Genomic DNA, 26,940 nt, shown 5'->3' on the forward strand with positions numbered 1-26,940 from the left:
TCAGATAGCGCCGGTCGGCCTGCGCATCGACAGCATGTCCGTGGCCGTGCCCATGCTCGTGGCCGTGGTTCCGTCCGGCCCCTCGGTCCTGGTGCCTGTGTTGATCAGACATGCGCTGAGCTCCTTGGACGACAGTGAATGACGTGTGATGGCCAGGTCATGCGGGTCGAGCAGCCGATAGACCGGCTCTGCGGATGCAGGGCAGGCATCCTGCGCAGTTGCCGACGAGGAAGACCTCCACCACCTACGACATCTGCTCAAATGTTCATGTATAAACATGATTTCGGCCGAGGCGCTCCGCGTCAACAGTTCCCGCACGCCTTTCCTTCTACATATGAACATTCAGTCAGATGTTTAAACTCAACGTAATGAGTCAACTACTGTCCGTAGAAGTGCACGGGAAAGGCAGCGCATGAGAACCGTCCACAACTCCGCACTAGTGATGGCCGCGACGACCGGATGGCCGGCACTTTCGAGCCTGCCGGCCGACGCCACCCCGTACCCACCCTCCAGCCTCGCTCACAAAGCCCGTGGTCTGCAGCCTCCGGAACGGCGCCGGTGATCGCGCGATCGTCGGCGGCCGGGTGCACCTCACCACGACCTCCGGAGCGTACGGCTGGGCCTGGAACGGTTACCCGCGCCGGAGCGCCGCCACTGGCGCGACCACGACCAGGTGACAACGCCGGATGAGCATCTCACCCCGCCCCCGGCGGCGTCCGCCGACCGGGGACGGCACCCTCGAGGCACCGCTTCCACGGCACCCGCCCCTGGCACACGGGCGGTGCCGTGCCCTCGTGGCCGCGCTCACCGCGGTCATCCAGATCGTCACTACGGCGGTCCCGGCTGACGCCGCCCGGGCGGCGGGGCAGTGCCGTGCACCCGGCGTGATCGCCCACCGCGGCTATCCCCCCTCCGGGTCGGAGAACACCCTCACGTCGCTACGGCAGGCGCTGTCGGCCCATGCCCGTCAGGTGGAGATAGACATACGCTTCACCAGGGATCACCAACCCGTCCTCATGCACGACGCCACGCTGGATCGCACCACGAACGGCAGCGGTCTGGTGGCCACCTCGTCCATGGCGCGGCTGCGCACGCTGCGTGGTGGCGACGGCCTCGCGCCACCTGCCTTGGCGCAAGTGCTGGACGCGCTGCGCGGCCGCGTCGACCTGGTGCTGATCGAGCTGAAGAGCGTCCCGGACGACGCCGACGCTCGCGCTCTCACCGCCGTCTATCACCGCTATCGCGCCTACGACTGGACCGCGCTGACCTCGTTCCTGCCCACCGCGCTGAGCCGCGTCTCCTTCCTGCCAGTCGCCCAGGGGCTGCTGGCCAGCACGACGCCGCCCCCTGCCCAGGCCGAGCACTACGACTTCGTCTCCGTCCGATACGACCAGCTGTCTCGCTCGTGGGTGGACAGCTACCACGCCGCCGGGGTGCACGTTTACGCCTGGACTCCCAACACCCCCACCGCGTGGCGACGCCTGGCCGGCTATGGCGTCGACCGCATCATCACCGACCGCAGTCTCAGCTATTCGAGCTGGGCGGTCACCCTGTGCAGCCGCTGATACGCCGAGAGAGGAGTCATCGATGACCGCACAGCATCACGAGGACGAAGAAGCGTGCGCCACCGATCCCGTTCGCCGCCCGGCTGCCGCAGTTCGCCTCCGAGCGTCGACGGTGAAAGGTTTGGTGGCACTCACCGGCTACGACCTGGCCGAAGTGGATGCCTTCCTGACCGCGTGGACGCCACGCTCAGCCTGCTCCAGCTGTTCAGGCGGTACTCGCCGGCGGCCCGCCTCAGCGGTCGTTGCCCGTCGCCGCCACCCGCAGCGTCACACCGGTGCCCGCCACCCAACTGCCCCCAGCAGCGGACGGCGGCGCAACCACGCGCCGCCGTCACGACCGGACAGCTCAGCCTCGAGCAGATCACCCAGACGCTTCGCCAGGCCAAGATCGAAGCCGGTACCAGCCTCGCCGACCTCACCCTGTGCCAACGCCATCTCCTGGTCACCGCGCTGAGCGACACACCATCAAGCCCGAGGCACTGACCGGAGCAGCTGCGCTTGTCAACTCGCCAGCTCCTCGATCAGTCGATCCATCTCCTCCTCGGTGTTGTAGTAGTGAACGGAGGCCCGCACCACCGACGACAGGCCCCGATCGGTCATGTCCAGGAGCGTCGACGGAGCCCGTGAGACGCTGACATTGATCGATCGGCCGGCCAGCCGTTTCTTGATCTCCTCAGCGGGTTCGCCGTCCAGGGTGAAAGTGACGATGCCGCACCGTTCGGCCCCTTGATCGCGAACCCGGCAGCCGGGCAGCTCCGCCAGCCGCCCCCGCAGGTGATCCGCCAGAGCGTAGACCCGGTCCCGGATGTTCTCGGGCCCCCAGGCGAGCGCCTCGTCGAGGGCCGCGCCCAGCCCGAGCCGAGCGGCCACGCCATACTCCCAGTTCTCGAAACGGCGCGCGCCCGGCTGCACCTCATAGCGCGACGCCGACACCCAGCGGGCGCCATGCAGGTCGAGGAAGGGCGGGTCGAGCCGGTCGAGCGCGGAACGCCGCACATAGAGCAGCCCCGTACCGCGCGGAGCACGCAGATACTTGCGGCCGGTCGTGGACAGCAGGTCGCAGCCGATCACCTCGACGTCGATCGGCAACTGGCCGACCGACTGGCAGGCGTCCAGCAGGAACAGCGCACCGACCTCCGCCGCCACCTTGCCCACCTCGGCCGCCGGATTGACCAGGCCACCATTGGTCGGCACGTGTGTGAGCGAGATGAGCCGGACCCGCTCATCAGCCATCCGGCGCAGCGCGTCGACGGAGATCTGGCCGAGCCCGTCGTTGGGCACCACGTCCACCTGCACCCCGAAACGCTCGGCGACCTGCAGATAGGCGATGAAGTTGCTGGCGTACTCCGCCTTGCTGGTCAGAACACGGTCGCCCGCCTGCCACGGCACCGCGTAGAAGGCCAGGTCCCACCCACGGGTCGCACTGTCGACCAGCGCGATCTCATCCGCCGCGCAGTTCAGCAGCCGGGCCGCAGAGGTGTGAACGGCGGCGAGCCGGTCCGCCGCCCGCGCCGCCGCCTCATAGCCGCCCATTTCCGCTTCCAGCCGCAGATGTCCGACGACGGTGTCGAGCACCCCGGTGGACGGGAGCGCGGAGCCCGCGTTGTTGAAGTGAGCGACATGAACGACTCCAGGGGTCTGGGCGCGAGCGCGCGCGACGTCGATCACGAGGCCACCAGCCGCAGAAACGCCCGCACCCGGGGATGATCCGGTGCGGTGAAGAAGCTCGACGGCGGCCCCTGCTCGATCACCGTGCCACCGTCCATGAAGACGACCCGGTCGGCCACCTCCCGCGCGAACGCGGTCTCATGCGTCACCACCACCATCGTCATCCCCTCCCGCGCGAGCTCACGCATCACCTGCAGCACCTCCGCGTGCAACTCGGGGTCGAGCGCCGAGGTCGGCTCGTCGAACAGGATCACCTCGGGATCCATGGCCAGCGCCCGGGCGATCGCCACCCGCTGCTTCTGCCCGCCCGACAGCTTCGCCGGATAGCAGTCGCACTTGTCCTCCAGCCCCACCCGCGCCAGCAGCTCCCGCCCACGGGCCGCCGCCTGGGCGCGGGGAACCCGCCGCACGGAGACCGGGCCCTCCATGACGTTCTGCAGGGCAGTCAGGTGCGGGAACAGATTGAACTGCTGGAAGACCATGGCCGTACGGCGGCGCAGTTCGCGCACCTTTCTGGCCGGCAGACGCGTGCCGCAGGTCACTTCGGCGCCGCACACGCCGATCGTGCCCCGCTCCGGCTCCTCCAGCAGGTTCAGGCAGCGGATCAGCGTGGTCTTGCCCGAGCCCGACGGCCCCATGACCACCACCACTTCACCATGCTGGACGTCCAGATCAACACCTTTGAGCACTTCCAGGTCACCGAATCGTTTGTGAAGCCCACGAACAGTGATCACGCGTAGGCCCTCCCCATCCGCCTCTCCAGCGCCTGCTGGCCAACCTGGAGCAGAGTGTTGACCATCCAGTACAGGAGGCCCACCAGCAGCAGCGCCTCCATGTAGCGGAAGGTCGAGGTACCGATGCCCTCGGCCACCCGAGTCAGCTCGACCACGGTCACCGCCGAGGCGAGCGAGGTATCCTTCATCAACGCCACGAACCTGCTCCCCACAGCCGGGGTCGCGATCCTGATCGCCTGCGGGAAGATGATCCTGCGCAGGGTCCTCCAGTACGGCATGGCCATCGAAGCCGCCGCCTCCCACTGCCCCTTGTCCACGCCCAGGATCCCGGCGCGGAAGTTCTCGCTCAGGTAGGCGGCGCTGAACAGCGTGAAGGCGATGATCGCGGACGGGATGGGCGGGATCTCCAGCCCGAGCTGCGGCAGCCCAAAATAGACGATCATGATCTGGATGAGCAGCGGCGTCCCACGGAACACCGACACATAGGCGGCGGCCAGCGCCCGCAGCACGCGACTGGAGGAGATGCGCGCCAGCGTCACCAAGGCCCCCAGCACGCTGCCGAGGACGAACGAGATCACACCCAGCACGATCGTGACACCGAGCCCGGTCAGCAGATCGGGCAGGAAGTCGATCAGGAGATCCATCAGACCCCCTTGAGCTGCTCGGCCATGTCGAGGCCACCGAGCCACTTCTTCGAGATCCCGCTCAGCGTCCCATCAGAGATCATGTCGCCCAGGGCCTGGTCCACGGCCTGCTTGAAAGCCGTCGCCCCCTTGGCGAAGGAGATGCCGTTGACCTCCGACTCCAGCAACGGGCCCGCCGGCTTGACCGCCAGGCCGTTCTTCTGCGCCAGGAACGCGCCCTGGAAACGGGAGACCAGCACCGCGTCGGCGCGGCCCCTGCCGACCTCGGTCAGGCCCAGCGTCGCGTTGTCGTAGGTCTTGATGTCAGCGCCCGGGATCGACTTCTTGGCGAACGCGGCCTGGGTCGTACCCGCCGTCACCGCGAGCTTCTTGCCCTTGAGGTCAGCCACGCCGTTGATGGACGTATCGGCGCCGGCCACGAAGATCGAGATCCCATTCACCTGATAGGGGCGGGAGAAGTCGACCTGCTTCTTGCGCTCGTCGGTGATGGTCTGGCCGGCGATCACCGCGTCGAACCTGCCGGCCTGAACCCCGGCGATGAAACTCTGGAAGTTCGACGCGACGAACTCCACCTTGGCGATCCCGAGCCGCTTGGCCAGCTCGTTGGCCACATCAACGTCATAGCCGACGGGCTTGCCGTTCTCCAGGAAGTTCCACGGCGGGTTGGCCTGGGTCTGCGCCACCCGGATGACACCTGCAGCCTTGACTCTCTCCAGGAGATCGCTGCTCTTGGCCTGTCCGCCGCAGGCGGTCAGGCAGGTCGTCGTTGCGGCGATCATTGCCAGCCGCAGGATCGAATGAAAGTCGGACACCGCCGGTGCCTCCTTCTCGCGCATGACGCGCGGCTTGCCGGTCGGCCCTGAGTCCCCGATGCCCGGAAAGGGCACCTCATGACCTACGCAGTCACATATGTTCATATGACTAGCTGTTGCCAAGAGATTGCATCGGGACAGCTGTACCCGTCAAGAGGCTTCTTGGCAGTAACATCACCGAATTTCCGGGTATGCGAGCTGAACCTTCAGATCAGACCCAGGCCGATGCTCGTGCTACGGCGGCAGGAGCCGGCGCATCAGCCGCGCTCGGGGACAGGTGGTCTTGCTGGTTGCCACATACAGCCTGCTCACCGCGGGCAGGCTCGTCCCGGACAAGCCCTCTCTGGTGCGGTCGGCACCGGCCGCACCAGAGTGGGCTGGACTATGCGTCGCCCTTCTTGCGCCGGCCACCGAGGAAGATCGCCGCACCCGCGAGGATGAGCGCACCGACGGCGACCCACATCCAACCGGGCACACCGGTCTCTTCTTCAGCCGCGACGGGCGCCGCAGCGGCCGAAGAAGGGGGTTGCGAGGCCGCCGACTGTGGCGTCTCGGAGGAGGTGGGAAAGGGAGAGGAGCGGCACCCGCCCGCACGTCGACATGGCGATGAGCACGTTCACGTGCGGAAACCGTGAACGGGTGCCGGGAGAGAATTTCGGGGTCGGGCCCGCGCGTTCAGGCGCAGGGCCGCGGCTCAGGCGGGCCGCGGCGTGACAGCGCCCTGGTCAGCAAGGCGGGGACGCGCCGCGCCGCCTCGGGCCAGATCGGTGCGATGCCGGGATTCGCCATGACCGGTACGCGCGCCGGCACGGCCAGCGCGGCCACCAGCAGGCGCCACAAGCCGCTCATCCGCACGGCGCCCAGCCCCAGGATCGCCGCCAGCGCCATCTCGCCGCGCGCCAGCCACCAACTGGAGCCCAGCGCCACCGCGACATGGATCAGCAACATGCCCGGTGCGCTGCCGTGCTCGTGACCGCCCGACGCTCCCATGAGGGGAGCCGGCACGGCTGATTCATCGGCGGCGAACAGCTGGTGCATTCCGTACTGCGAGACGCCGCACAGGACCAGAAGCACAGGCCAACCACGCCGGCGACCGCCCAGCGCGTAGGCACCCGTCCAGGTCGCCACCACCGCGACGGCGAGCGCGGGCGTGCCGACCGGCAGGAAGGTGCGCCCCCTGACACGGCGTGGACCGCACGGTCGCGAGGACTGGACAGCATTTGTCGAAGGAATCGAGCCGGCCACCCAGCGATGGTCCCATTTAACGATATTTCGCCCTTCACACCGCGACGCGGCAGGCAACGGCCCGGGATTCACAAGAACAGGAAGCCGATCGCCGCAGCCGCGATGACAGTTCCCAGTACCAGCGCCATAGCGATCTCCCGGGAACTCGCCCGCTTCTCGCGTCTGATCCACGCCAGGTAACAGACGGTCGCCGGGACGGAGACCACGGCGGCGGTGACCGCGCCGGGCGAATACTCACCCAGGACGGCCCAGGTGCTCATGTGGAAGAGCGCGTTGACGGCGAACTGCCACTGGAAGGCGGTGGCCAGCACAACCCAACCGCCGTGGCGACCCTGACGCATGGCAAGCCAGGAACACACCAGCACCAGCAGCATGAGAGGGATGTGGTAGGCGGCGAACATACTCGTGGTTTCCGGGCCGAAGTGGCGCGTGGCCCAGGCGGCGAAGCCAGGGAGCTCTTCCACGGTGTGCAGAACGTAGACGCCGAACGGCATGAGGAAGGGCAGCACACCAGCTACCGGCTGAGGCCGGTCCCTCTCGGTGACGTCGGACAAGGTCATGGAAATACCTCCAGGGGGTTTCTTGGACGAGCGGCGGCTAGAATACGAGGAATTCCTCGGCTTTTGTACTCGCATCTGGAGGCGGCTCGATGCCCCCTGCCCGCTCGCCGTATCGCCCCAGGAAAACGCCCCGGCAGCAGCGCGCCTGGCAGACTCGTCAACGCATCGAGGAGGCAGCGGCTCGCGTTTTCGCCCGCCATGGTTACGCCTCCGGGACGACCGACCGGATCGCGGAAGAGGCCGGACTCTCCGTCGGATCGCTGTACCAGTACTTCCCGAACAAGGATGCGATCTTGGTAGTGCTTGCACAGGCGCATCTGGAGCAAATGATCGAAACGGTGCGCGATGTGCTGACCGAGCAGCGCCCTCTGGCAGAGTGGCTTCCTGAGCTGACCCGGGCGCTGGTGCGTATTCATGCCGCCGACCCGCGCCTGCACCAGGTGCTGTTCGAGCAGGCGCCGAGGCCGCCAGAGCTGCTGGCCCGGTTTCGCCAGGCCGAGGACGAGGCGGTGGCCTCAGTCGAGAGGCTGCTGCGCGCCGATCCCGATCTGACGCCGACAGATCCCGGGTGTCAGGCTCGTTTCGTCGTGGCCACGATCGAGTCGCTCATCCACCGGTTCGTGGGGCGAGCGCCGGACTTCGACGCGGCGGATCTCGAGCGGGAGATCGTCACGATCGTGACGCGGTACTTGTTCTGATTGCCTGTCGACGGACGGCATGAGAACGGTAGCCTTCTACCTGGAGTAGAACACGGCAGGAGGGCCACGGTGCAGCTCGGCAACCTGGAGCGATCGGTCATGGAAGCTCTGTGGGAGCATCCGGACGGCATGTTCGCCCACGTCCTCGCAGCCGACCTTCCGTCCCAGCCCGCCACCACGACGGTGCTGACCGTCCTGATGCGGCTCTCGAACAAGGGCATGGTCTCCCGCGAACGCATCGGGCGAGCGCACCTCTACAAGGCCACCGCGGACAAGGACGCCTTCGTCGCCGAGGCCATGCGCGCCGCCCTGGACGAGGCCGGTGACGTCGCGGCGGCCGTGCAGCGCTTCGTCGGCACGGTGACGCCGGAGGTGGCCAGCGCCTTGCGCGAGGCGCTGGGCGAGCGGGACGGATCCGCGCCGTGATCGCCTGGCTGATCGCGGCCGGAATCGCCCTGCTGCCGCTGGCGCTGGGCGACCAGGCCGCGCGCAGGCTGGCCGGGGCGGCCTGGACGCACCGCTGCCCCCGCGCGGCGCTGGCGCTGTGGCAGGCGATCGGAGTCGCCGCCGGTCTGGGCGCGGTCGGTCTTGGGCTGGTGGCCGCGGTCGCGCCGCTGGCCGCGGTCTTCCCGCACGGGGCGCACACGCTGGCGCGCCAGATCGTCAGCGGCCACGGCCTCGACGGGCTCGGACCGGTGCAACTGCTGGCCCTGACGTGGTCGGCGGGCCTGATGAGCTGGCTGCTCATCCACACCGTACGCACCACCACCAAGACGATCCGGGAACGACGCCGCCAGCGCCTGCTGGTCGACGTGGTCGCCGACCATTCCCCGGCCCATGACGTCTACGTGCTGCCGGTGGCCGAACACGTCGCCTACTGCGTGCCCGGCAGGCATCGGCGCATCGTGCTCAGCCAGGGCACCCTGGACTCGCTGACCGGCCAGGAGCTCCAGACGGTTCTCGAGCACGAGCGCGCACATGCCCGAGGCCACCACGACCTGGCCCTGCTCCCCTTTGTCGCGCTGGAGCACGCGTTCCCGTGGCTGGCCTGCGCCCGGACCGCACGGCGGACGGTGGCCGTACTGCTGGAGATGATCGCCGACGATCACGCCAGCCGGGCGCACGGCGAGCTGCCGCTGGCCCGCGCGCTCGTCCGCATGGCGACCTGCGGGCCCGGCCCTGGCCTGGCCTCGTTCGGCCTGGCGGACGCGGGTGTCGTCGAACGGCTGCAGCGGCTGCTCAGCGAGCGCCGTCAGTCTCATTGGGTGCCTGCGGCGGCTTACTCGGCAGCCGGTCTGCTGCTCAGCGGGCCGGTGGCCGTGCTGATCGCTCCCGTGGTGTGCATCACCGTGTAGGGCGCCCCAACTCGCGCGCATGAGCCTGATCCGGTCGGGGCGGACTCTTCGGTGGTTCAGTCGCCGTGCAGGCCGTCCGGGTCGCAGTAGTCGATCTGGTTGGTCGGCCTGAAGGAGGAGACGATGATCTCGCGCTTGAACGGGCCACCCTTCGGCACGTCCTCGGCCGACACCTCCAGCGTGAACTGCTGCATCGCACGCAGTGCGCGGCCGCCGACGACGACCGGACGGCGCACCAGATAGATCGCGGACCAAGGGCAGCAGTAGTAGCTGCCGAACGGTTTCCCCTGGGCGTCGATGGCGAACGTGATTGCGCCGCTCTGCCGGGCGGCGTCGATCTCGGCCTGGATGCGCAGGGTGAGGGCGGGGGCTGGGTCGTACTCCCACATCTCCTTGATCGCCTGGCGTGCCCGCGGATCGGCCTGCCAGAAGCTCCGCTTCTGCGGGTCGGTCAGGCACCAGGGATCGAAGTCGCGGACGTCGGCGACTTTCAGGTTGGCGGGCGGGACGGCCTGCCGTACGCCGGGGCCCCTGTAGCCGCCGATCAGTCCGGGCATCGCGATGAGCTGGCCGAGGTGGTAGTAGATCTCCAGAGCGCGCTGCAGGCGCTGCTCGATGGCCTCGTGCATGCGCGGCACCGGGTTGGTGTCCAGCAGCCCCTCGGCGTAGTCGGCGGCCGTCGCCGCCTCGGCGGCAAGCTGGCGCAGCCGTTCCAGCGCGTAGCGGTGGTTGTCGGCGTCGGCGACGGTCTGCTCGAAGACGCCGAGCGCGACCTCGGCGTGGCGGCGGATGGCGCGCGAGGCGGCGAGCATGCCGTTCAGGTGCGGCAGCGGGCACGGGCTGGCCTCGGCCCATTCGGGCAGGTCGGCGGGGAGCAGCACCTCTTTCTCCACGAGGTAGCGGGAGTTGCCCGCGGCCTGGCGCGCCCGTGACACCCAGCCCTCCACCTGAGCGAAGCAGGCGTCGACCTGCAGAGCGGTGACCTGCGGCACGTAGCCGACGGTGCTCGGGTCGGCGGCGTAGTCCGCGTCGAGCAGGTGCTCCCCGATGGCCTGCAGGACGAACGCGTTCCAGGTGCACAGCAGTTGCCCGGCGGCGGCCTGCGGGCCGTGCCACAGGTTCACTCCTTCGACGGCCAACCGGGCGCGCAACGCCTCCGCCCGCTCGAGTTCGGTGTAGACGAGCCCGCCCGCCCGGCGATAGGCCTCGAGCTCGTCAGCCCGGACCTCCCCCTTGAACGCCGCCGCCATCCGCGTCATGAACGACATGCATGCCTCCCCGTTGTTCCCCGTCCGTCGAAGCGTACGGGCGGACATGATCCCCCAACCGGTACATTTCGATCACGACTTGCGAACATCACGCCGAACGTCAGTGACCTCCTTGGACCTACTGGCCGGACATCGGCCGAGTCCAGTTCGGCTTGGCAGCGCTGCAGGGTGCCTGCCGAGGGGTGTCAGTACGCGCCCAGGATGTCGATGACGAAGACCAGAGTGTCGTCGTCCCTGATCCCCGCCGCCTCCGGGCCCTTCTTGCCGTACCCGTCCTTGGGTGGGATGACCAGCAGCACCCGGCTGCCGACCTTCTTGCCGGTCAGCCCTTCGAGGATGCCGGGAATCGTGCCGGTCAGCGATGACAGCGGCGCCACCTCTCCTCTGTTCCAGGAGGAGTCGAAGACCTTGCCGTCGCGCCAGATCTGCCCCTGATAGTGGGTGACCAGCATCTGATCGGCGCGGATGGCCGGGCCGTCTCCCTCGATCAAGGTCTCCGCCCGCAGTCCGGCAGGCGGATCCGTCGCCGGGATCGCCACCGCCGGAGCCCCACCCGCCGGCCCTGCCGTCACCTGAGGAAGAGCCGGGTCGGCCGGGCGCGCGCGGCCACGCGCGGAGGCGGTCTTCGGATACGTGGCGAGCAGGTCGACAACGTAGACGAGCGTGTCCGCGCCGGTCACCCCGGTCTCCGCGTTGCCGCCGGCGCCGTAGCCGTCCTTGGGGGGAATCGACATCACCACGCGGCTGCCGACCGTCCTGCCGAGAAGGCTCTTGTCCAGGCCGGGGATGAGCTCTCCGATCCGCATCACCGCCGGTCTGCCGCGGTCATGGCTGTTGTCGAGCTCCCGGTGAGAGGTACCGGTCCAGGCGTAACTGGCGAACTGGACGACGGCCAGGTCTCCCTGGGCCACGGCCACGCCCTTGCCCGCGATCACGGTCTCGGCCTTGAGGTCCTCGCCCGGCTGCCCTCCCTCGGCGAAGGTCACCTGCGGCTGCTCGCCGAAAGCCCCGGTGACCGTCAAAGGGTCCTTTCCGGGCAGCAGGTAGAGCGTGATCCCCGCGACGATCGCCAGAAGGACCGCCACCCCGCACACCAGAACGATCAGGCGTGTCGAGCGCCTGCCCTCCGGGTGGCCGGAGGCCCTCCTCGACCGCCCGGCACCGCCCCGTGGGCCGGTGGAGGATGTGACTTGAGCGAGCTGCCCCATCAGGCCTGGTCCCCCCTGCGGTTCTCCGATCATCAAGAGCTACGCGTCTTCGCCGCCGGTGGTTCAAGTACGAAGGAATCGTCCCCTGAGCACCGGTTCGCCCCATAGACTCCCCCATACTTCTACAGAGCATAGAAGAAGCTGGTGAGGGAGCGGGCGTGACGGCTGGATGGCTGAGGGTCGCATATAGCACGGCTGCCTCGTTCCTCACTGTCGCCACACTCGTCATGCTCCCGGCGCACGCGGAGCCCAAGCCCACCGCCGAGCAACTGCGCAAGCAGCTGAGCCGGCTCCAGAAGGACTTCGATCGCGCCGCCGCCGACTACAACGCCAACCTGGCTGCCCTGGCCACCGCCCGGCGCGCGGAGAAGGAGGCCGCGACCCGGCTGAAGACCGCACAAAGCGACTATGACGCCACCCGCGAGCAGCTCGCCGAACTGGTGGCGCTCGCCTACCAGAGTCCGCAGGTGAGCCAGAGCGTCCCGATGGGCGCCCAGGAACCGCACGCCGCCCTGCATGCGGCCGCGGTCCTGCAGGTGCAGGTGCAGAACCAGCAGGCGATCATCAGCCGGTACGCCACCGCCCGCGACGCTCGCCGACGCGCCGAGGAGGCCGCCACCGCGAGAACGCGTGAGCTGCGCGATCGAGGAACCCGGCTGCGCGCGGAACGACAGAAGGCCGACAAGCTCATCGCCCAGATCACCGACCGGATCGACCGCCTCATGGTCGCGCCGGGAGTGCGCAGGTCCGACGGCAGCTGGGTGCCGGAGCTGCCGTCGGGGGCCGACAACATCACCCCTCGCACCCGGATGGTGCGAGATCAGGTGAAACGCCGGTTCACGCTGCCCAGCATCGGGTGTTTCCGCTCGCTTCAGGACGGTGGCGAGCATCCGCAGGGACGCGCCTGCGACTTCATGATCACGCGAGGCGGCGCGTGGCCCTCCCCCGCCCAGTCGGCTCAGGGCGACGCCCTGGCGGCATGGGCGATCAAGAACGCCTCCCGCCTGGGCATCAAGTACGTGATCTACAAGCAGCGCATCTGGCAGGGCTCCAGCTGGAGAAGCATGTCCGACCGCGGCGGCATCACCGCCAACCACCAGGACCACGTGCACATCTCGATGCGGTAGCGAACTCTTACAGCCTCTGTATTCGACATGCGATAGAAGTTCTACTTGACGTAGAAGTTTGCAGGTGCGGCGCGGAGTCGCGCCCTCGGCCTCCGGCGGAACATCCCTGCCTCAAGGAGTACTCGTTTGACCGCGCGCACATCCCGGCTGCTCCTCGCCGCGACGGCCATCGCCGGGGCCGCCTTGGCCGCCGGCCTGGTGGTGGGCGGCGCCGCCACCACTGTCGAGATCGCCGGACTCCCCGACGCCGGAACCGTCACGCGCTGGGGACTGCCGGTCGCCAGGCTCGGCGCCGACCTGTCCGCCGTGACGACGGTGGGCCTGCTCCTCATGGCGACCGTCCTGCTCCCCTCCACCAAGGGACTGCTGTCCCCCGAGGCGCGGGGATACGCGCGCATGGCGTCGTGGGCCGCCCTTTCCTGGGCCGGGATGACCGCGCTGAGCATGCTGTTCACGCTGTCGGATCTCCTGGCGGTGCCCGCCACGGGGCTGAGTGGCACAGTGATCGTCAGCTTCGTCACCACCATCCCGCAGGGCACCATGCTGCTGCTGGTGCTGATCCTGTCGGGCTGCGTCGCGGGATATGCCAGAGGGGTGGTGAGCGCGCATGGCGCCGCCGGACTGCTCGCCGTCGCGCTGCTGACGCTGCTTCCGCCCGTACTGACCGGCCACTCGGCCAGCTCCCCCAACCACTCGATGGCGATCACCGGGCTGGGGCTGCACCTGGTGGCTCTGGCGTTGTGGGTCGGCGGCCTGGCCGCGGTCACCGTGCACGCCCTGCGCGGCGGGGCCGATCTGGCGCTCGCCACGGGACGGTTCTCCCGCCTGGCGCTGTGGTGCCTGGCAGGGGTGACGGTCAGCGGCGTGGCCGGCGCAGCGGCCCGCCTCACCGAGATCGGGCAGCTGTTCTCCTCTTCGTACGGGCTGCTCATCCTGGCCAAGGCGGCCACCCTGGCCATCCTCGGAGGAGTCGGATGGCTGCACCGCCGCCACACACTGGCAGCCCTGAGCGCCGGCCGGCCACGGGCCTTCATCCGGCTCGCGGCCGGCGAGGTCGTGATCATGGCCGCCGCCATCGGGCTGGCGGTGGCCCTGTCGCGGACCCCGCCGCCGCCCATCGTGCTGCCCGTCGACCTGGTTCGTGACCTGCTGGGATACGCGATGCCGCCCGAGCTCACCACGGCCCGCCTGGCCTCGCTGTGGCGCCTGGACCTCTTCTTCGCCCTGCTGGCCCTCGCCGGCGCCGCCGGATACGCAGCGGGGGTCGTCCGGCTGCGCCGCCGAGGCGACTCATGGCCTCTGGGACGCTCGATCGCCTGGGCGGTCGGGCTCGTTCTCATCGTCGTTCTCACGCAGAGCGGGATCGCCACGTACGCGCCCGTGCTCTTCAGCATGCACATGATCCAGCACATGGGCCTGGCCATGCTGGCGCCGATCTTCCTGGTCCTGGGCGCCCCGGTGACGCTGGCCCTCAGAGCGCTGAGACCTGCCGCCCGGCGCGGCGACCGCGGTCCACGCGAGTGGATCGTCTCGGCGCTGCACAGCCGTGTCGCCGAGATCGTCTCGCACCCGGCATTCGCGTTGGTCGTCTTCGTCAGCGGCTCGTACGCGCTGTACTACACCTCGCTGTTCGAGACCGCCATGCGCCAGCCGGTCGGCCACATCCTCATGAACACGCACTTCCTGCTGTCCGGCACGCTGTTCTTCTGGGTGGTCATCGGAGTGGACCCGGCGCCGCGCCGCCTGCCGTACATCGCCAAGCTCGGCACGCTCATGATGACCATGCCCTTCCACGCGTTCTTCGGCATCTCGATGATGATGATGGGCAAGTCGATCGCCTCGTCCTGGTACGACCAGCTGACCCGCCCCTGGGGAGCGAGCGTGCTCCAGGACCAGAGCGTCGCCGGGGGCATGGCATGGGCGTTCGGCGAGATCCCCACCATGATCGTGGTCATCACCATCGCCGCCCAATGGGCGCTCAGCGACCATCGCCGATCCAGACGGCTGGACCGCCATGCCGACCGCCGCGGCGAGGCCGAGCTGGCCGCCTACAACGACTACCTGGCCGGGCTGAACAGGCGTTCCCAGGAACGGTGAGCCGAAGATGACGACCAACGTGAAGATCGCCCTCGCCATCGGCGCCGTCGTGACCCTGATCGTGATCATGGTGGCAGCCGTGATCGCGATGTTCGGCTGAGCCGCAACCGGAAATCGCCCTGCTGTTCAACCTGGTCGGCGTCAACATGGCGTCGCGGGCTCCCGCCGCCGCATCCGAGTGCCTGAAAGTGAGAAATCCCTTGTTCGAGATCGTGTCCGCCCTCACGCCTCCCCTCGTGGTCGGCGGGGCATTCATCGCCGGCGTCGTCTCCCTGGTGCGCTCCGAAAGCCGCGCCAGGGCCGCCGAAGGCCGCCGGGACGCGCCTCCCGTCGAGGCCGGAAAGGACGAGGACGAGGGAACGGCACGTCCGGCTTCATGACCTCGAACGAGACCGTGTCCGGCAGGCGCGCGTTCCCGTGGCCGTCGGATCGCCCCTGGGTCAGGGCCGCCTCCGTCGCCGCGCTGGCCTGCGCCGCGGCCGTGGCGATCCTCGTCGCGCCCCGCGCCAAGCTGAACCCGTTCTACTTCAAGGCCAGTTACCGATCCCTGGACCTGCCCTGGTACCTGGGCCTGGGGTTGCGCGCCGCGCTGCTGATCTGCGCGCTGGCGATCCTGGCGAGCTGCTTCACCCTGAGCATCGTGCTGTGCCTGCCGCAGACCCGTACCGTCTTCAAGTGGCTCCTCGAACCGCGCCTGACCTGGCTGTACCGGCGCCCGCCGAAGTGAGCGCGGCCGGTCTCAGGCACCGGACGGAGTGGCGCTGCGGCCTGTCTGCAGTTCGCCGCCCAAGGTCTTGCGCAACGTCTCCAGAACGGCCGGGGCGGCCGAGACGACCCAACGGCGTCCGACGAGGTGGGAGCCGCCGTACATCTGCGCGTAGTCCAGCCAGTCCCGCCTACCCTGCTCCGTGGTGAAGCTGGTGACCACGTAGTTGCCGTCAGCCGTCCTGCACACGCCCTCGCGCAACTCGGCCGCCTTGGTCCGCATGGCGGGCTCGCACCCGACCTTCGCGGCGAGTTCCTCGGCGCTCAGGGCGGCCTCCTGATAGAGGCCGGGCGTCGGGCTCGCCGCAGCCTCGGGCCGGGCCTCCGAACCACACCCGGCGACCAGAACGAGCGCGGCCAGAGCGCCGATGACACCTCGCGACGGACCTGACATGGCGAACCCTCCCACAAGCGATCGATGAGAGGTACGCCCGGCACCATGCCCGCAGTTCAGTCAGGAGCAAGGATTATCTACACAACATAGAAGCTCCTTTGGAGCGTCAGCACAATCTCGATCCCGGGACGACCAAATGCACGAAGCGCCCTTTTCCCGGAGCATTCCCCACCAAACGGTCATTCGGCATATGTAAAGATTAATGGTCATTATTGTTGCGAATCCCCTCTCCGGGTACGTGTCACAGATAGTGACACGGGGGATCGGATGGCGGCACGACTGTTTCCGCGCTCGATCCGAGCGCGCGTGACCACGCTCGCGATCTTGATAGCAGCGCTGGTCTGCACCGTCACGTCCACCATCACCCTCGCCACCGTGCCGCCCTACCTGCGCGAACTCGTGCATACCAGGGTGGAACTGGCCGTACACAAGGTCGCCGACCAAACCCGAGCCAGCCGCCTTCCGGCGAAGCTGGAAACGCCGTCGCACGTGCATCTCCTGCAAGTGGTCTCCGAGGACGGCAAGGTGCTTGCCGCCTCCCCCGATCCGCACGCGGCCTCGCCCGTGATGACCGTCCAGGCGGACAAGCGCGAGAGGATCCACGTCGCCGAGCGTCGGCTGCCGCCCGTCCAGGGAGAGGACGGAGGTGAGTACCTCGTGATAGCCAGGCCTGTGCACATGCCGCAGGGTCGTGCCACGGTGTACGGTGCGGCCTCGCTCGCCGAGGTCAACCGGGCACTGGCGTGGCTTCACGCGCTGGTGTTCATGGGCACGCCGCTGGCGCTGGTGATCGTCGGCGCGACGACGCGGGCGGTGGTCGGGCTCGCCCTGCGCCCGGTCGAGCGCATCCGCGCGGAGCTGACCGAGATCACCGGCCAGGACCTCAGCAGGCGCGTACCCGTACCCGACACCAGCGACGAGATCGCCGACCTGGCTGCCGCCACGAACCATACGCTCGACCGCCTCGAACGCTCCGCCGAGTCCCAGCACCGCTTCGTGGCCGACGCCTCTCACGAGCTGCGCAGCCCCCTCTCATCCCTGCACACCCAACTGGAGGTCGCCAGCGCCTACCCGGACGAAACAGACTGGCGGGCCACGGGCACGCAGGCCCTGGCCGCCGCCGACCGCCTCACCGGCATCATCGACGAGCTCATGATGCTGGCCCGGCTGGACGCCCACGCGGTCGTGCAGCGCCGCGTGGTGGACATGTGCCGGGTGGCCCAAGAGCAGGTGCGTCGCCGAGAAGGCTCCAGAGCCCCCATCGTCTTCAACCCATGCAGGCCTGCCCCGGTGTACGGCTCGCCGATCCAGCTCGACCGCATGCTGACGAACCTCCTGGACAACGCCACCCGCCACGCCGCCACCAGGATCGACCTCTCGGTCGAGGTGGCGGACCGCAAGGTGATCGTCACCGTGGCGGACGACGGCGACGGCATCCCACCGCAGGACAGAGAGCGGATCTTCGAACGCTTCACCCGCCTGGACGACGCACGGGCCAAGGACAAGGAGGGCAGCGGCCTCGGCCTGTCCCTGTCCCGCGAGATCGCCGTAGCTCACCGTGGCACCCTGGCCGTCGCCGACCACTGGCCCGGCGCCCGGTTCGTAGCCGTCCTGCCGCTGTACGAGGGAGAGCCGTAGCCTCCCTCGCGCGCCAACGCAATCCATAACAACTTCTACATGATGTCGAACTTGTTGGTTAAGGCTCGCGTACCTCCGAAGGAACCACAAGCGTCAAGTGGAGGTACGCCGACGATGACGAACATCACCATCCTCGTGTTTCCGCCAAGCCAAGGGGGTGAGCACAGCCGCCGCTCACGTGGGCACCGGGCGGCGAGCAGATCGGTGACAACGGCCTCCGGACAGCCGGGAGCCTGAACATGGCCCGAGAAACCGGCATGCCTCGGACCATGAAGAGGCTGCTCCGCGGTGAGCTGTTCATGCTCGCCGGCTTCGTCGTGGCGGCCGCGGCGACGATCGTGCTGGTCATGCCGCCCTCGATCGATCCCGCCGCCACCGCGGCCACGCAGACGTCATCAGGCCCCCTCACAGCAGCCGACCGTGATCTACTCGTCAAGGTTCGGCAGGCGGGCTTGTGGGAGATGCCCGTAGGCGAGTACGCCGCAACCCGCGCCAAGTCCCAGCGCGTCAAGGAGGTCGGCAGGCAGATCATGAACGAACACGCGAAGCTGGACCTGATGACCCGACAGACCGCGAAGAAGCTGGGCGTCGCGCTGCCCAATGAACCCAATGCCGACCAGCAGAGCTGGATGGCCCAACTGGCGGCGGAGAGCGGCCCCGCCTTCGACCGGGACTACGCGAACCTGCTGCGCGCCGCCCACGGCAAGGTCTTCAGCACCTTGGCCGCGGTGCGGGCGGGCACCCGTAACTCCGAGATCAGGAAGTTCGCCGGAGAAGGCATGAACTTCGTCATGCGCCACATGACCTACCTGGAATCCACCGGCCTGGTGGACCATGACCAACTGCCGGAACCCCCGGCGCCCTCACCCGCCACACCCCGCGCTGTGGCGAGATGAGGAGACGACCGCCGAGGCGACTGAGCGGCGTCGGCCAGGCCTGCGGCGGGGTCGCTCAGCCGATCTCCCCGCCACAGGACCCGGCCGGCCCGCTGACATCGCATCCGGGGCAGCGTCGCCCCTCGTCAGGGCTGGTGAACGGTCGTGAAGTCCTTGCCTCCGTTCATTGACTCGTAGACCGTGCCGTCCATGGCGGCGGCCAGGAGACGCTCGGCGGATACGGCGGTGAAGGCGACGGCCTGCATGGGCAGGCGCCCAGCCGGCTGCCAGGTCGCTCCTCGGTCGGCGCTGACCTGCACCTGGCCGCTCGGGTCAATGCCGACCAGCCGATCCTTGCCGACCACGTCCAGGAACGACAGCAGCGGGGCTCCCTTCAGCGCTTCGAAGGACCTGCCGGAGTCGCCGCTGACCTGCACGCCTTCGGGCGTCGTGGCGTAGAGGCGATCGGGCGCGTCGGCTCCGGCGGCGAGGTCGAGCAGGTCAAGCCGGGCGGCCGGCTTGAGGTCGGCCCCCTGCCCGCGCCAGATCTGGCCGGTCTGGCTGTCGTACCCGTAGGCCGTCTTCCCCGCGACCTGCAGGGCGTGGAAGTCGGCCTTGCCCGCCAGCGCCACCTGCTCCCAGGTGAGACCGGAGTCGGTGGAGCGGATCAGCCCGAGGTGCGGCGGCTCGCCGGCGGTGACGTCATCCGCGGCGGGGTGCCCGCTGGCGTAGAAGGTCTTCGGGCCGGCGACCGTGAACCCCATGTGGTCGGCGTCCCGGTCCCCCACCCTGACCAGCTTCCCGTTCTCCAGGGTGAACAGGCCGAAGTGGCCCGCGACGTAGGTCTTGCCGGTCGCGGGGTCCACCCCCAGGCCGTGAACGTGCCCGACCCCCACGTCGGAGGGCTGGGCGGAAGGGGTGACGGCCGGTTCGCCGGCACCGCACGCCGTCAGACCGATGGCCAGGGCAAGCGCCAGTCCCAGTTTCTTGATCATCGCGCGTGTCCTTTCAGGCCTGGTAGCCGAGCAGGCTCATCATCCCGGCCTCGGCGTGGTAGACGTTGTGGCAGTGGATCATCCACAGGCCGGGGTTGTCGGCGTCGAAGTCGACGTCGAGGGTCGCGCCCGGGAGCACGATCGCGGTGTCCTTCCTGAGGCCGGTCCGCGCCAGGGCGAAGGTGTGGCCGTGCAGGTGCATGGGGTGCCACATCAGACTCTGGTTGACGAACGACAGCCTGACCCGCTCCCCGGACCTGATCGGCTCGATGACCTTCGGGTCGTATTTCCTGCCGTTGATGGCCCAGTCGTACTTGGCCATGCTTCCGGTGAGGTTCAGGGTGATCGTCCGGTCTGCGGCCCGCTGCCGCAGCCGTACGTCCTGCGCGGGTTTCAGCTGGCCATAGCCGACGATGCGGCTGTTCGGCTCGTCAGGGCGGGCATCGGCCTGCGGGGTTCTGGCGCTCTTCGCGGTGCGAACCAGGGCACGGGCCAGGCCCCGCTTGCCTTCCGCCAGCGCGACCAGGGGAAAGGCGCCGTCCTTGAGGGTGACCAGCACGTCGTAGCGTTCGCCCATGCCGAGCAGCAGCGCGTCGGCGTCCACCGGCTCCACCGGGAAGCCGTCGGCGTGGGTGACGGTCAGCCGGTGACCGCCCAGCGCCACCCGGAACGCGGTGTCGCCACCCGCGTTGATCAACCTGATGCGCACCCGGGCACCCGGCTTGGCGGTGAACGTCTCCGGAGCAGCGGCCACCCGCCCGTTGATCAGGAAATGCGGGTAGTAGACGTCGCCGGCGTCTCCGCCGAGCAGGTCGCTCTCGGCGTTCATCATCATGTGCGGCCACTTCGCCGACGCGGTCGGCGTGGGCGGGGGCGTGGGCATGGCCATGCCGCCGTGGCCGTCGTGTCCGCCGCCGCCGGTCGTCATGCCCGCCATCGCGGTCAGCTCCGCCAGCACGTCGTCAGGGGTGCCGGTCACGCCGTCCATCCAGTCATCCAGGACGACGACCCATTCCTCGTCGTAGCCGAGCGGCTCGGCCGGGTCCTCGACGATCAGCGGCGCGTAAAGGCCGCGGTCGAGCTGCGTGCCATGGTGCGGATGGAACCAGTAGGTCCCCGGATGGGCGGCGGTGAACTCGTAGAGGTGCTCGCCGCCGGACGGAACGGGCTGTTGGGTCACGCCCGGCACGCCGTCGGCGTCGTTGCGCAACGCCAGGCCGTGCCAGTGCACGGTCGTCTCCTTCGGCAGCCGGTTGACGAGCCTGGCCCGGACCACCTCCCCCTTGGCGACGCGGATCGCCTGGCCGGGCAGGCGATCGCCGTACAGCCAGGTCCGCACGGTCGGCCCGCCGAGGTCGGCTCGCCCCTCATGGGCGAGGAGCCGGAACTCCCGTACGGAGCCAGGGCGCCGGGCGGCTTCGGCGGCCCGCACCTGCGCCCCACCAGGTGGGACAAAAGCGGTGCTCTCGCTCGACGAGCACGCCGACAACACGGCTCCTCCCACGGCGGCCATGCCGGCACGCAGGAAGAACCGTCGATCGATGGATGTCATGAATCGCTCACGGTTCGAAACGGACGGGAATCCTTGACGCCGGGCTCAGCCCGGCCCAGAGGACTCCTATGTCCGCAGAACCGCTACGCGTCGGAGGGAGAGCGCGTACGGCAGCGGCGACCCGCGCACCGCGGGCAGTTCCCTCGGGCGATGCGTGCCCCAGCCGCCGATGGCATTCGGCCGGCCGAGGCCGAACAGGGCCAGCACGAACACGACGACCACCGCGGCCAGCGCAACCAGGCACAACACGACAGGACCGTGATCGGCGCCGACGGACGACGCGTGGCCTGCGCTCATGCCAGGATGATCGTCACCCGACGCGGCGGCGCAGGCGCCGGCCGCGGTATGGGAGGCCGCGCAGAAGTGCCCGGTGGCGTAACTGAGCCCGACGCCCAGCAGCACGGCGGCCACGAGCACAAGTTTCGGCAGCACCGCGGCGAACGCGTTTCTCCCGCTCATGACTCATCCCACCGGACAGACACGGCCCCACCTTACCGCCGCAGGGCATCGCCCCATTTCTGGCCTCGGGGGGAAGACGCCGGCGACGGCGTCGGCCCGCCCGGATCCGACACCCGCGCGGCGGCCACCACCCGGCGCGCCGCCACCAGCACCGGTCGAAGGGCTGAGCGGCCGGTATGAGCCTGTGTTCACGGTGACGTGCGGGCCTGTCAGGTGGTGATGAAGATGAGCGGGGCGAGTAGCACCGCGAGCGGACCGCTGAGCAGCAGCATGGCCGTGGCGTAGGCGGTGGCGGGCACCCATGGGGTGTGCTCGCGCTGCGTCAGCAGGCGCTGGAGGCGTTCGGTGGTGCCCAGGTCGGTCAGGGCGAAGGTGGCGGGTTGTGGGCCGTCGTCGTGGCTGGCCATCCGGACAAGGGCACGGGCCAGCGGCAGCTCGCCGTGGGCTTGGCGGGCGTGGTCGTCGGCGATCATCTCCAGGAGTACGGCCACCGCGCGGCAGGCGGTGTGCGCGGCGGACAGACGGGGGAAGGCGTGGGTGAGGGCGAGGAAGGGCAGCAGTGCCAGGTCGTGGTGGCCACGGGCGTGGGCGCGCTCATGGTGCAGCACGGCCTGCAGCTCGCTGGTGGTGAGCAGGTCCAGGGTGCCCTGGCTCACGACGATGCGACGGTGTCTGCCTGGCACGCAGTAGGCGACCTTCTTGCTGCTGGGCAGGACGTAGACGTCATGGTCGGGGTGATGGTCGGCGACGATGTCGATCAGCAGCCGTTGACGGCGCCGCTCGTGCGCGGTGCGGGTGGTGGCGTGGATGGTGTGCGCCAGCAGCCAGGTCAGCAGGGCCGTCGACAGCAGCAGGGCGAGCAGTTGCGGTGGGCCGAGGCCGTCGAGGCCGTGGCCGGTGACGAGGTGGCGGGCCAGGGTGTGCACGCCGTGGGGGAAGACGGCGGCCAGAGGGGCGACCGCGGCCACCAGCCCGAGGCCGATCGCACCCAGTCCGGCCGCCAGTCCGGCCGCCTGCCAGAGCACGAGTGCGGCGCGGGGACAGCGATGTGTCCAGGGCGCACCGGCCAGCGCGCGGGCGGCCCGGTCGCCCAGCGCCACCGGAAGAAGCGCGATCCCAGGGGGAACCAGCCAGGCGATCATGGCGTGGACCCGTCGCGTTCACCGAGAGCTTCGAGCAAGACTGCCACCACCTGCGGGGTGACGGTGCCGACGAAGCGTTGCACGGCCGCCTCCAGGTCGCCGGCCTCGTTGAGGGCGGCATGCATGGCCTCGGCGACGAAGGCGTCCTTGGTGGCGGTGGCCTTGTAGAGGTGGGCGCGGCCGATGAGCTCGCGGGCGACCATGCCTTTGTGTGACAGGCGTACCAGGACGGTCAGCACGGTCGTGGTGGCCGGTTGGGAGGGCAGGATGGCCGCCAGGTGGTTGGCGAAGACGCCCTCGGGATGCTCCCACAGGGCTTGCATGATCGATCGCTCCAGAGTGCCGAGTTGCATCATCACTCTCCTGCCGCATCGTGGTGTGTGAGCTGAAGTGGACGGGCGCTGGCCGTAAGGCCGGGCTGCCGCGCTGCCCACCTCACCGGTGCTGCGACTCCGGCTCGTCGCTCAGCGCGCTGAGCAGGAGATGGCGCTGGCGCAGGGTGAGGTCGCCGATCGCGGTCCCGGTGCCGATCTTGGCCTGGCGCAGTGTCTGGGTGATCTGCTCGGGGCTGTGCTCGGGCAGGGCGCGCAGCAGGGTGGCGGCATCGGCGCTGATGGTGGCCGGGTCGCGGCGGGCGAGCAGTTGTTCGAGGCTGAGTTGCCCGCCGGAGATGGCGGCGCGTAGCTGGGTCGTCGTCATCTGCCGGATGGGTGCGGTGGGCGGGCTGGGTGCACGGGAGTGAGGGACGACGGGGGCGGCGACCATCGGCTGGGGCAACCCGCCGGCGAGCACGGTTTGTGTGGTGATCAGCAGGCCGCCGACGCCCGCCACGACGGTGGCGGCGATGACGAGGTGGCGCCGGGACAGGCGTCGGCTGTCGCGGGCGATGGTGAGCCCGATGACCGCGGTGCGCAGCAGCACGCCGGTGACCATGCCGAGCAGGATCGGCACGCTCTGGGCGGGCAGGGGCGCCACGGTGGCCAGGACGACACCGGCGGCCGGGGCCAGGCAGGACAGGGCCAGCCAGGGGACCGCCGGTTTGCGGGCGAGGTCGAGCAGGGCGGTCAGGGCCAGCCCTTCGCTGGCCGAGTGGATCACCAGGGCGGTCACCACGACGGCGGAGGAGACCAGCGCCAGGGTGGCGCCCTCGATCATGCGGTGCAGGGACAGCGCGGCGGCGGTGCCGACCCCGCCGTAGACCGCGGCGCTGACCGCTTCCTTGACCCGGCGGTGCACGCCCGGCGCGTGACGTCCGCCGGCAGCGGCGCCGGCGTCGTGGCTGTGGCCGCAGCCTTTGCGGGTGAAGAAGGTGATGACGGCGAACCCGAACAGCCCGGCCAGGCCCACCACCCAGATCGGCACGCCGGTGGCGTCGGCTTCCTGCCAGGCGTCGGGCAGCAGGTCGACCAGGGCGGTGATGAGCATCAGAGCCGAGGCGATGGCCAGCCAGATGCTGATCTTCGCGCTGTTGCGGCGGGCCAGGTGGGCGCCGGCCAGCGTGGACAGCGCGACCAGGACGACGGCGACCCACGTGGTCCAGGCCGGCAGGGCGGCGTCCAGGGGGTCTTTCGGGCCCAGGTCGTACAGGGCCAGGGTGTGCAGGGGCGCCGGTCCCCCGGGCGGCACGAACATGGCACGGCCTTTCCTGCGAAGTACGGGCATTGCGGCGATCGCACGGTGCCGCGGCGGCGGTGGGCGCCGGCACCGGTACATCAAGATCGAGTGGGACGGCCTCCGCCCAGAACGTCTGTCAGGGGCCGAGGAGGCTGTCGGCGGTGCTGGGCGGTGCCATGGCCGCCCGCGCGGGTGAGGCTTCGTGCACGCCGTGGCTGGGCGTGGTGAGATCTTCCAGTACGGTACGCAGCTGGTCGAGCCGGCCCTGCAGGGTGTGCTCCAGGTGCCTGCTCTGGTCGGTGACGGCGAGCGTGAGCCGGTCGATCTGTTCGTCGATGGCCTGGCGGGCGGCCTGGGTCAGCGTGTCGGCGGCCGCCGCGGCCTCGCGCTGCCTCTGCTCGGCTTCGGCGTGGGCGGCGGCGATGATCTGGCGGGCTTCGTGCTGGGCGGCCGTGATGGTTTTCTCGGCACTTCGGTGCGCCGCGGCCAGCACCTCCGCCCCAGCGGACGCATCCGGCGGGGCGACGGCGTTGGCGGCCAGGCGCTCGCGCAGCTGGGCGTTGTCTCCCCAGAGCAGACTGAGGGTGGTCTCCACACGGGACAGGAAGGCATCCACTTCGGCCAGGTCGTAGCCGCCGCGCAACCGCACCACGGTGAAGACCTGGTGGTGCACCGCGGCGGCGGTCAGCACGGCGAACTGGCTGGACATGACCGCCTGAAGCGATGGTGAGGTGGCGCCGTCGAGGTCTGCGTGGCTGTGCGGAAGGTGAGGACCGTGGTCGTGTTCGTCGTGCTCGGCATGCATGGTGACTGTGAAACCTTTCGCCGTCGGCTCGTAGCCATGACTCGACAGGGCGGCGGGAGTGGTCCTGGCAACGCCGCCCAAGGACGCCTGTCGCCAGGACCACGGATCAGCCGCGGGAGCGCGGTAACGGTGTGACCGCCAGGCGGCAGGCCGGCATCACCGGCTAGTGCGAGGCGGCGTCGTGCTCGTCGTGGCAGTGCCCCGGGCCGCAGTCCAGGCCTTGGCCCTGCTCAGCCGCGTGGACATCGACGTCGGCGCACTCGGCGGCACAGTCGTCGGCGCCGTGCGTGGCGTCCTCGGTGCAGGCGGCGTCGTCATGGTGGTGGTGCGGGTGGACGTGTGGTTCGGTCATCGTCGTTCCTCTCGCGACAGACGCCTTCAGGGCGCTTTGGGGGCAGGTGAGCCGGAGGAAGAGGTGGTTGAAGTGCTACTTGGTGGAGCGCCGGCTGACGGTGGTGCTCTTGCGCAGATAGCCGTTCCAGGCCCAGCCGCGCACCCCGGCGGGGGTGGTGACTCGCAGCCAGCCGCGCTTGCCGGCGCATGTCCCGGCGATGGCGGGGTCGCCGGCCTTCAGCGCGGCGATCGGGCGATAGCGGAGCCCGGCGCCGGAGCGGACGTTGAGGTGGCTGATGCGGCGCACCCCGGTCACGCTGTAGCGGCAGGCTCCTGCGGGGGTGCCCAGCCTGGCTGCGCCGCCGGTGCCCGTGGGCAGTTTGCGCAGGTGGTGCCCTGATGCCCAGCCTCGGATCCCGGCCGGGGTCGTGACGTGCAGCCAGCCGCCCTTACCGGCGCAGGATCCGGCGATGGCACGATCACCGGAGCGGAGCTGCCCGAGGACGCGCGCGTTCCGCCGGGGTGCGGAGCGGACGGTGATCGATTCGCCGGGCGCCAGATGGTTGAGCTCGTAGCGGCACGATCCGGCCGTGACCGGCGGGGTGAGACGGGGGGAGGCGGCCTGGGCCGGCAGCCCAGTCAGCGCCAGGCATCCAGCGGTTACGGCCATCATCGCGGTGGCGGTGGCGGTGTGGACACTTCTCATTGTGTGAGCCCTTCCTGTGCGCGTGGCTGTACGGGGTTGCGGGAACCTGGTACAGCACAGGCCGGACCCTGACCGTCCAGCCTGCAACTTCTACGCAATGTAGTTGACTCATTACAGTGTGTTTAAACATCTGATCAGATATTCATGAGTAGAAATCCTGTCGGCGCGATCTCCCCGCGGGCCTTGACCCGGCGCGCCACGACAGGGAGCATCTGTATATATGAACATCCCATCAGGTGTTGATGCCGAACGTCTCGAGGCGATCCGCTGTGTCCTGCCCTCATCGACGATCGCGCAGGATGCGGGGCACCTGCTGGCACTACTGGCCGATCCCGGCCGGATCCGGTTGCCGGCGGCGCTCACCGCAGCCGGTGAGCTGTGCGTGCGAGACCTGGCCGCCGTCGTCGGGCGCAACACCTCGGCGGTCTCACATGCGCTGCGGATGTTGCGCGGCCATCGGATCGTACGGGCACGCCGCGCCGGACGGCTGGCTTACTACCGGCTGACCGACGCCCATGTACGCAACCTCCTGCAACTGGCCATCGCCCACGTCACCCATCCCCCGAGGAGCTCCGCAGATGTCTGAACATCACGAGCACGACCAGCCACACGACCACGGCCACGGGCATGGGCACGGTCATGGGCACGGGGTCAGCGCGGATGCCGATCGCCGGTATCTGG

At 69.4% G+C, this 26,940-nt stretch carries 30 protein-coding genes; 11 read left to right on the forward strand and 19 right to left on the reverse strand.

Features of this window, described 5'->3' with window-relative positions:
- The first annotated feature begins 794 nt into the window (after positions 1–794).
- The gene (locus ACWDRB_RS65295; RefSeq protein WP_449912186.1) at positions 795–1,565 is read left to right on the forward strand and encodes a glycerophosphodiester phosphodiesterase; all 771 of its coding nucleotides are present in this window, start codon (positions 795–797) and stop codon (positions 1,563–1,565) included.
- 267 nt (positions 1,566–1,832) lie between these two features.
- Here ACWDRB_RS65295 and ACWDRB_RS65300 read toward each other — a convergent pair whose 3' ends face one another.
- The 7 genes from ACWDRB_RS65300 to ACWDRB_RS65330 form a co-directional block, all read right to left on the reverse strand.
- Entirely contained in the window at positions 1,833–2,000 is a 168-nt protein-coding gene (locus tag ACWDRB_RS65300) for a hypothetical protein (protein ID WP_449912188.1), read from the reverse strand.
- 66 nt (positions 2,001–2,066) lie between these two features.
- Positions 2,067–3,233: an aminotransferase class V-fold PLP-dependent enzyme gene (locus ACWDRB_RS65305; RefSeq protein WP_449912190.1), complete on the reverse strand. Its 1,167-nt coding sequence runs from the start codon at positions 3,231–3,233 to the stop codon at positions 2,067–2,069.
- Positions 3,230–3,967: an amino acid ABC transporter ATP-binding protein gene (locus ACWDRB_RS65310; RefSeq protein ID WP_449912191.1), complete on the reverse strand. Its 738-nt coding sequence runs from the start codon at positions 3,965–3,967 to the stop codon at positions 3,230–3,232. Before ACWDRB_RS65310 ends, ACWDRB_RS65305 begins: the two co-directional genes overlap by 4 nt.
- Complete coding sequence (locus tag ACWDRB_RS65315; RefSeq protein WP_449912192.1) at positions 3,964–4,611, reverse strand: amino acid ABC transporter permease; 648 nt, start codon at positions 4,609–4,611, stop codon at positions 3,964–3,966. The genes ACWDRB_RS65310 and ACWDRB_RS65315 overlap by 4 nt, the downstream gene beginning before the upstream one ends.
- Positions 4,611–5,423, reverse strand: a complete 813-nt coding sequence (locus ACWDRB_RS65320; RefSeq protein WP_449912194.1) for a transporter substrate-binding domain-containing protein — start codon at positions 5,421–5,423, stop codon at positions 4,611–4,613. Before ACWDRB_RS65320 ends, ACWDRB_RS65315 begins: the two co-directional genes overlap by 1 nt.
- A 675-nt stretch (positions 5,424–6,098) precedes the next feature.
- Entirely contained in the window at positions 6,099–6,497 is a 399-nt protein-coding gene (locus ACWDRB_RS65325; RefSeq protein WP_449912196.1) for a hypothetical protein, read from the reverse strand.
- Positions 6,498–6,736: 239 nt separating this feature from the next.
- Positions 6,737–7,228, reverse strand: coding sequence for an HXXEE domain-containing protein (locus ACWDRB_RS65330; RefSeq protein WP_449912198.1), 492 nt, complete (start codon positions 7,226–7,228; stop codon positions 6,737–6,739).
- A gap of 89 nt (positions 7,229–7,317) precedes the next feature.
- Between ACWDRB_RS65330 and ACWDRB_RS65335 the strand changes: the two genes are divergently transcribed.
- The 3 genes from ACWDRB_RS65335 (at position 7,318) to ACWDRB_RS65345 (ending at position 9,281) form a co-directional block, all read left to right on the forward strand.
- A complete protein-coding gene (locus ACWDRB_RS65335; protein WP_449912200.1) occupies positions 7,318–7,926 on the forward strand; it encodes a TetR/AcrR family transcriptional regulator in 609 nt (202 codons plus the stop codon).
- 69 nt (positions 7,927–7,995) lie between these two features.
- Entirely contained in the window at positions 7,996–8,352 is a 357-nt protein-coding gene (locus tag ACWDRB_RS65340) for a BlaI/MecI/CopY family transcriptional regulator (protein WP_364267063.1), read from the forward strand.
- Positions 8,349–9,281, forward strand: coding sequence for a M56 family metallopeptidase (locus ACWDRB_RS65345; RefSeq protein ID WP_449912202.1), 933 nt, complete (start codon positions 8,349–8,351; stop codon positions 9,279–9,281). Before ACWDRB_RS65340 ends, ACWDRB_RS65345 begins: the two co-directional genes overlap by 4 nt.
- 56 nt (positions 9,282–9,337) lie before the next feature.
- On the opposite strand, the gene ACWDRB_RS65350 is transcribed toward ACWDRB_RS65345, so the two are convergent.
- Entirely contained in the window at positions 9,338–10,549 is a 1,212-nt protein-coding gene (locus ACWDRB_RS65350; RefSeq protein ID WP_449912204.1) for a hypothetical protein, read from the reverse strand.
- Positions 10,550–10,734: 185 nt separating this feature from the next.
- On the reverse strand, positions 10,735–11,634 hold the full coding sequence (locus ACWDRB_RS65355; protein WP_449912206.1) for an FKBP-type peptidyl-prolyl cis-trans isomerase: 900 nt from the start codon (positions 11,632–11,634) through the stop codon (positions 10,735–10,737).
- A gap of 281 nt (positions 11,635–11,915) precedes the next feature.
- Here ACWDRB_RS65355 and ACWDRB_RS65360 point away from each other — a divergent pair, with 281 nt between their 5' ends.
- The 4 genes from ACWDRB_RS65360 (at position 11,916) to ACWDRB_RS65375 (ending at position 15,708) form a co-directional block, all read left to right on the forward strand.
- Complete coding sequence (locus ACWDRB_RS65360; RefSeq protein ID WP_449912208.1) at positions 11,916–12,884, forward strand: coiled-coil domain-containing protein; 969 nt, start codon at positions 11,916–11,918, stop codon at positions 12,882–12,884.
- A 126-nt stretch (positions 12,885–13,010) separates the two neighbouring features.
- Positions 13,011–14,981 (forward strand): cytochrome c oxidase assembly protein, encoded by a 1,971-nt coding sequence (locus ACWDRB_RS65365; protein ID WP_449912209.1) that lies wholly within the window; start codon positions 13,011–13,013, stop codon positions 14,979–14,981.
- Positions 14,982–15,181: 200 nt separating this feature from the next.
- Positions 15,182–15,361, forward strand: a complete 180-nt coding sequence (locus ACWDRB_RS65370) for a hypothetical protein (RefSeq protein WP_449912211.1) — start codon at positions 15,182–15,184, stop codon at positions 15,359–15,361.
- Positions 15,358–15,708, forward strand: coding sequence for a hypothetical protein (locus ACWDRB_RS65375; RefSeq protein WP_449912213.1), 351 nt, complete (start codon positions 15,358–15,360; stop codon positions 15,706–15,708). Before ACWDRB_RS65370 ends, ACWDRB_RS65375 begins: the two co-directional genes overlap by 4 nt.
- Before the next feature lie 12 nt (positions 15,709–15,720).
- Here the strand turns inward: ACWDRB_RS65375 and ACWDRB_RS65380 are convergent, their stop codons facing one another.
- Positions 15,721–16,140 (reverse strand): hypothetical protein, encoded by a 420-nt coding sequence (locus tag ACWDRB_RS65380; protein ID WP_449912215.1) that lies wholly within the window; start codon positions 16,138–16,140, stop codon positions 15,721–15,723.
- A 306-nt stretch (positions 16,141–16,446) separates the two neighbouring features.
- Between ACWDRB_RS65380 and ACWDRB_RS65385 the strand changes: the two genes are divergently transcribed.
- Both ACWDRB_RS65385 and ACWDRB_RS65390 read left to right on the forward strand, forming a co-directional pair.
- On the forward strand, positions 16,447–17,778 hold the full coding sequence (locus ACWDRB_RS65385) for a sensor histidine kinase (RefSeq protein ID WP_449912217.1): 1,332 nt from the start codon (positions 16,447–16,449) through the stop codon (positions 17,776–17,778).
- A gap of 269 nt (positions 17,779–18,047) precedes the next feature.
- Positions 18,048–18,674 (forward strand): DUF4142 domain-containing protein, encoded by a 627-nt coding sequence (locus ACWDRB_RS65390; RefSeq protein WP_449912218.1) that lies wholly within the window; start codon positions 18,048–18,050, stop codon positions 18,672–18,674.
- A 125-nt stretch (positions 18,675–18,799) separates the two neighbouring features.
- Here the strand turns inward: ACWDRB_RS65390 and ACWDRB_RS65395 are convergent, their stop codons facing one another.
- The 9 genes from ACWDRB_RS65395 to ACWDRB_RS65435 all read right to left on the reverse strand — a co-directional run bounded on the left by ACWDRB_RS65395 (position 18,800) and on the right by ACWDRB_RS65435 (position 26,259).
- Positions 18,800–19,648, reverse strand: a complete 849-nt coding sequence (locus ACWDRB_RS65395) for a F510_1955 family glycosylhydrolase (protein WP_449912219.1) — start codon at positions 19,646–19,648, stop codon at positions 18,800–18,802.
- 13 nt (positions 19,649–19,661) lie between these two features.
- Positions 19,662–21,200, reverse strand: coding sequence for a multicopper oxidase family protein (locus ACWDRB_RS65400; protein WP_449912221.1), 1,539 nt, complete (start codon positions 21,198–21,200; stop codon positions 19,662–19,664).
- A gap of 66 nt (positions 21,201–21,266) precedes the next feature.
- The gene (locus ACWDRB_RS65405) at positions 21,267–21,659 is read right to left on the reverse strand and encodes a hypothetical protein (protein WP_449912222.1); all 393 of its coding nucleotides are present in this window, start codon (positions 21,657–21,659) and stop codon (positions 21,267–21,269) included.
- A gap of 209 nt (positions 21,660–21,868) precedes the next feature.
- A complete protein-coding gene (locus ACWDRB_RS65410; protein ID WP_449912223.1) occupies positions 21,869–22,801 on the reverse strand; it encodes a M56 family metallopeptidase in 933 nt (310 codons plus the stop codon).
- Positions 22,798–23,157, reverse strand: a complete 360-nt coding sequence (locus ACWDRB_RS65415; protein WP_449912224.1) for a BlaI/MecI/CopY family transcriptional regulator — start codon at positions 23,155–23,157, stop codon at positions 22,798–22,800. The genes ACWDRB_RS65410 and ACWDRB_RS65415 overlap by 4 nt, the downstream gene beginning before the upstream one ends.
- 79 nt (positions 23,158–23,236) lie before the next feature.
- Positions 23,237–24,463 (reverse strand): hypothetical protein, encoded by a 1,227-nt coding sequence (locus ACWDRB_RS65420; protein WP_449912226.1) that lies wholly within the window; start codon positions 24,461–24,463, stop codon positions 23,237–23,239.
- Between the two features lie 88 nt (positions 24,464–24,551).
- Complete coding sequence (locus ACWDRB_RS65425; RefSeq protein ID WP_449912227.1) at positions 24,552–25,220, reverse strand: DivIVA domain-containing protein; 669 nt, start codon at positions 25,218–25,220, stop codon at positions 24,552–24,554.
- A 163-nt stretch (positions 25,221–25,383) separates the two neighbouring features.
- On the reverse strand, positions 25,384–25,572 hold the full coding sequence (locus ACWDRB_RS65430; RefSeq protein WP_449912228.1) for a hypothetical protein: 189 nt from the start codon (positions 25,570–25,572) through the stop codon (positions 25,384–25,386).
- A 75-nt stretch (positions 25,573–25,647) separates the two neighbouring features.
- Entirely contained in the window at positions 25,648–26,259 is a 612-nt protein-coding gene (locus ACWDRB_RS65435; RefSeq protein WP_449912230.1) for an SH3 domain-containing protein, read from the reverse strand.
- A gap of 220 nt (positions 26,260–26,479) precedes the next feature.
- Here ACWDRB_RS65435 and ACWDRB_RS65440 point away from each other — a divergent pair, with 220 nt between their 5' ends.
- Positions 26,480–26,845, forward strand: coding sequence for an ArsR/SmtB family transcription factor (locus ACWDRB_RS65440; protein WP_449912232.1), 366 nt, complete (start codon positions 26,480–26,482; stop codon positions 26,843–26,845).
- The last annotated feature ends 95 nt before the right edge of the window (positions 26,846–26,940 follow it).

Source organism: Nonomuraea sp. NPDC003707 (assembly GCF_053587055.1).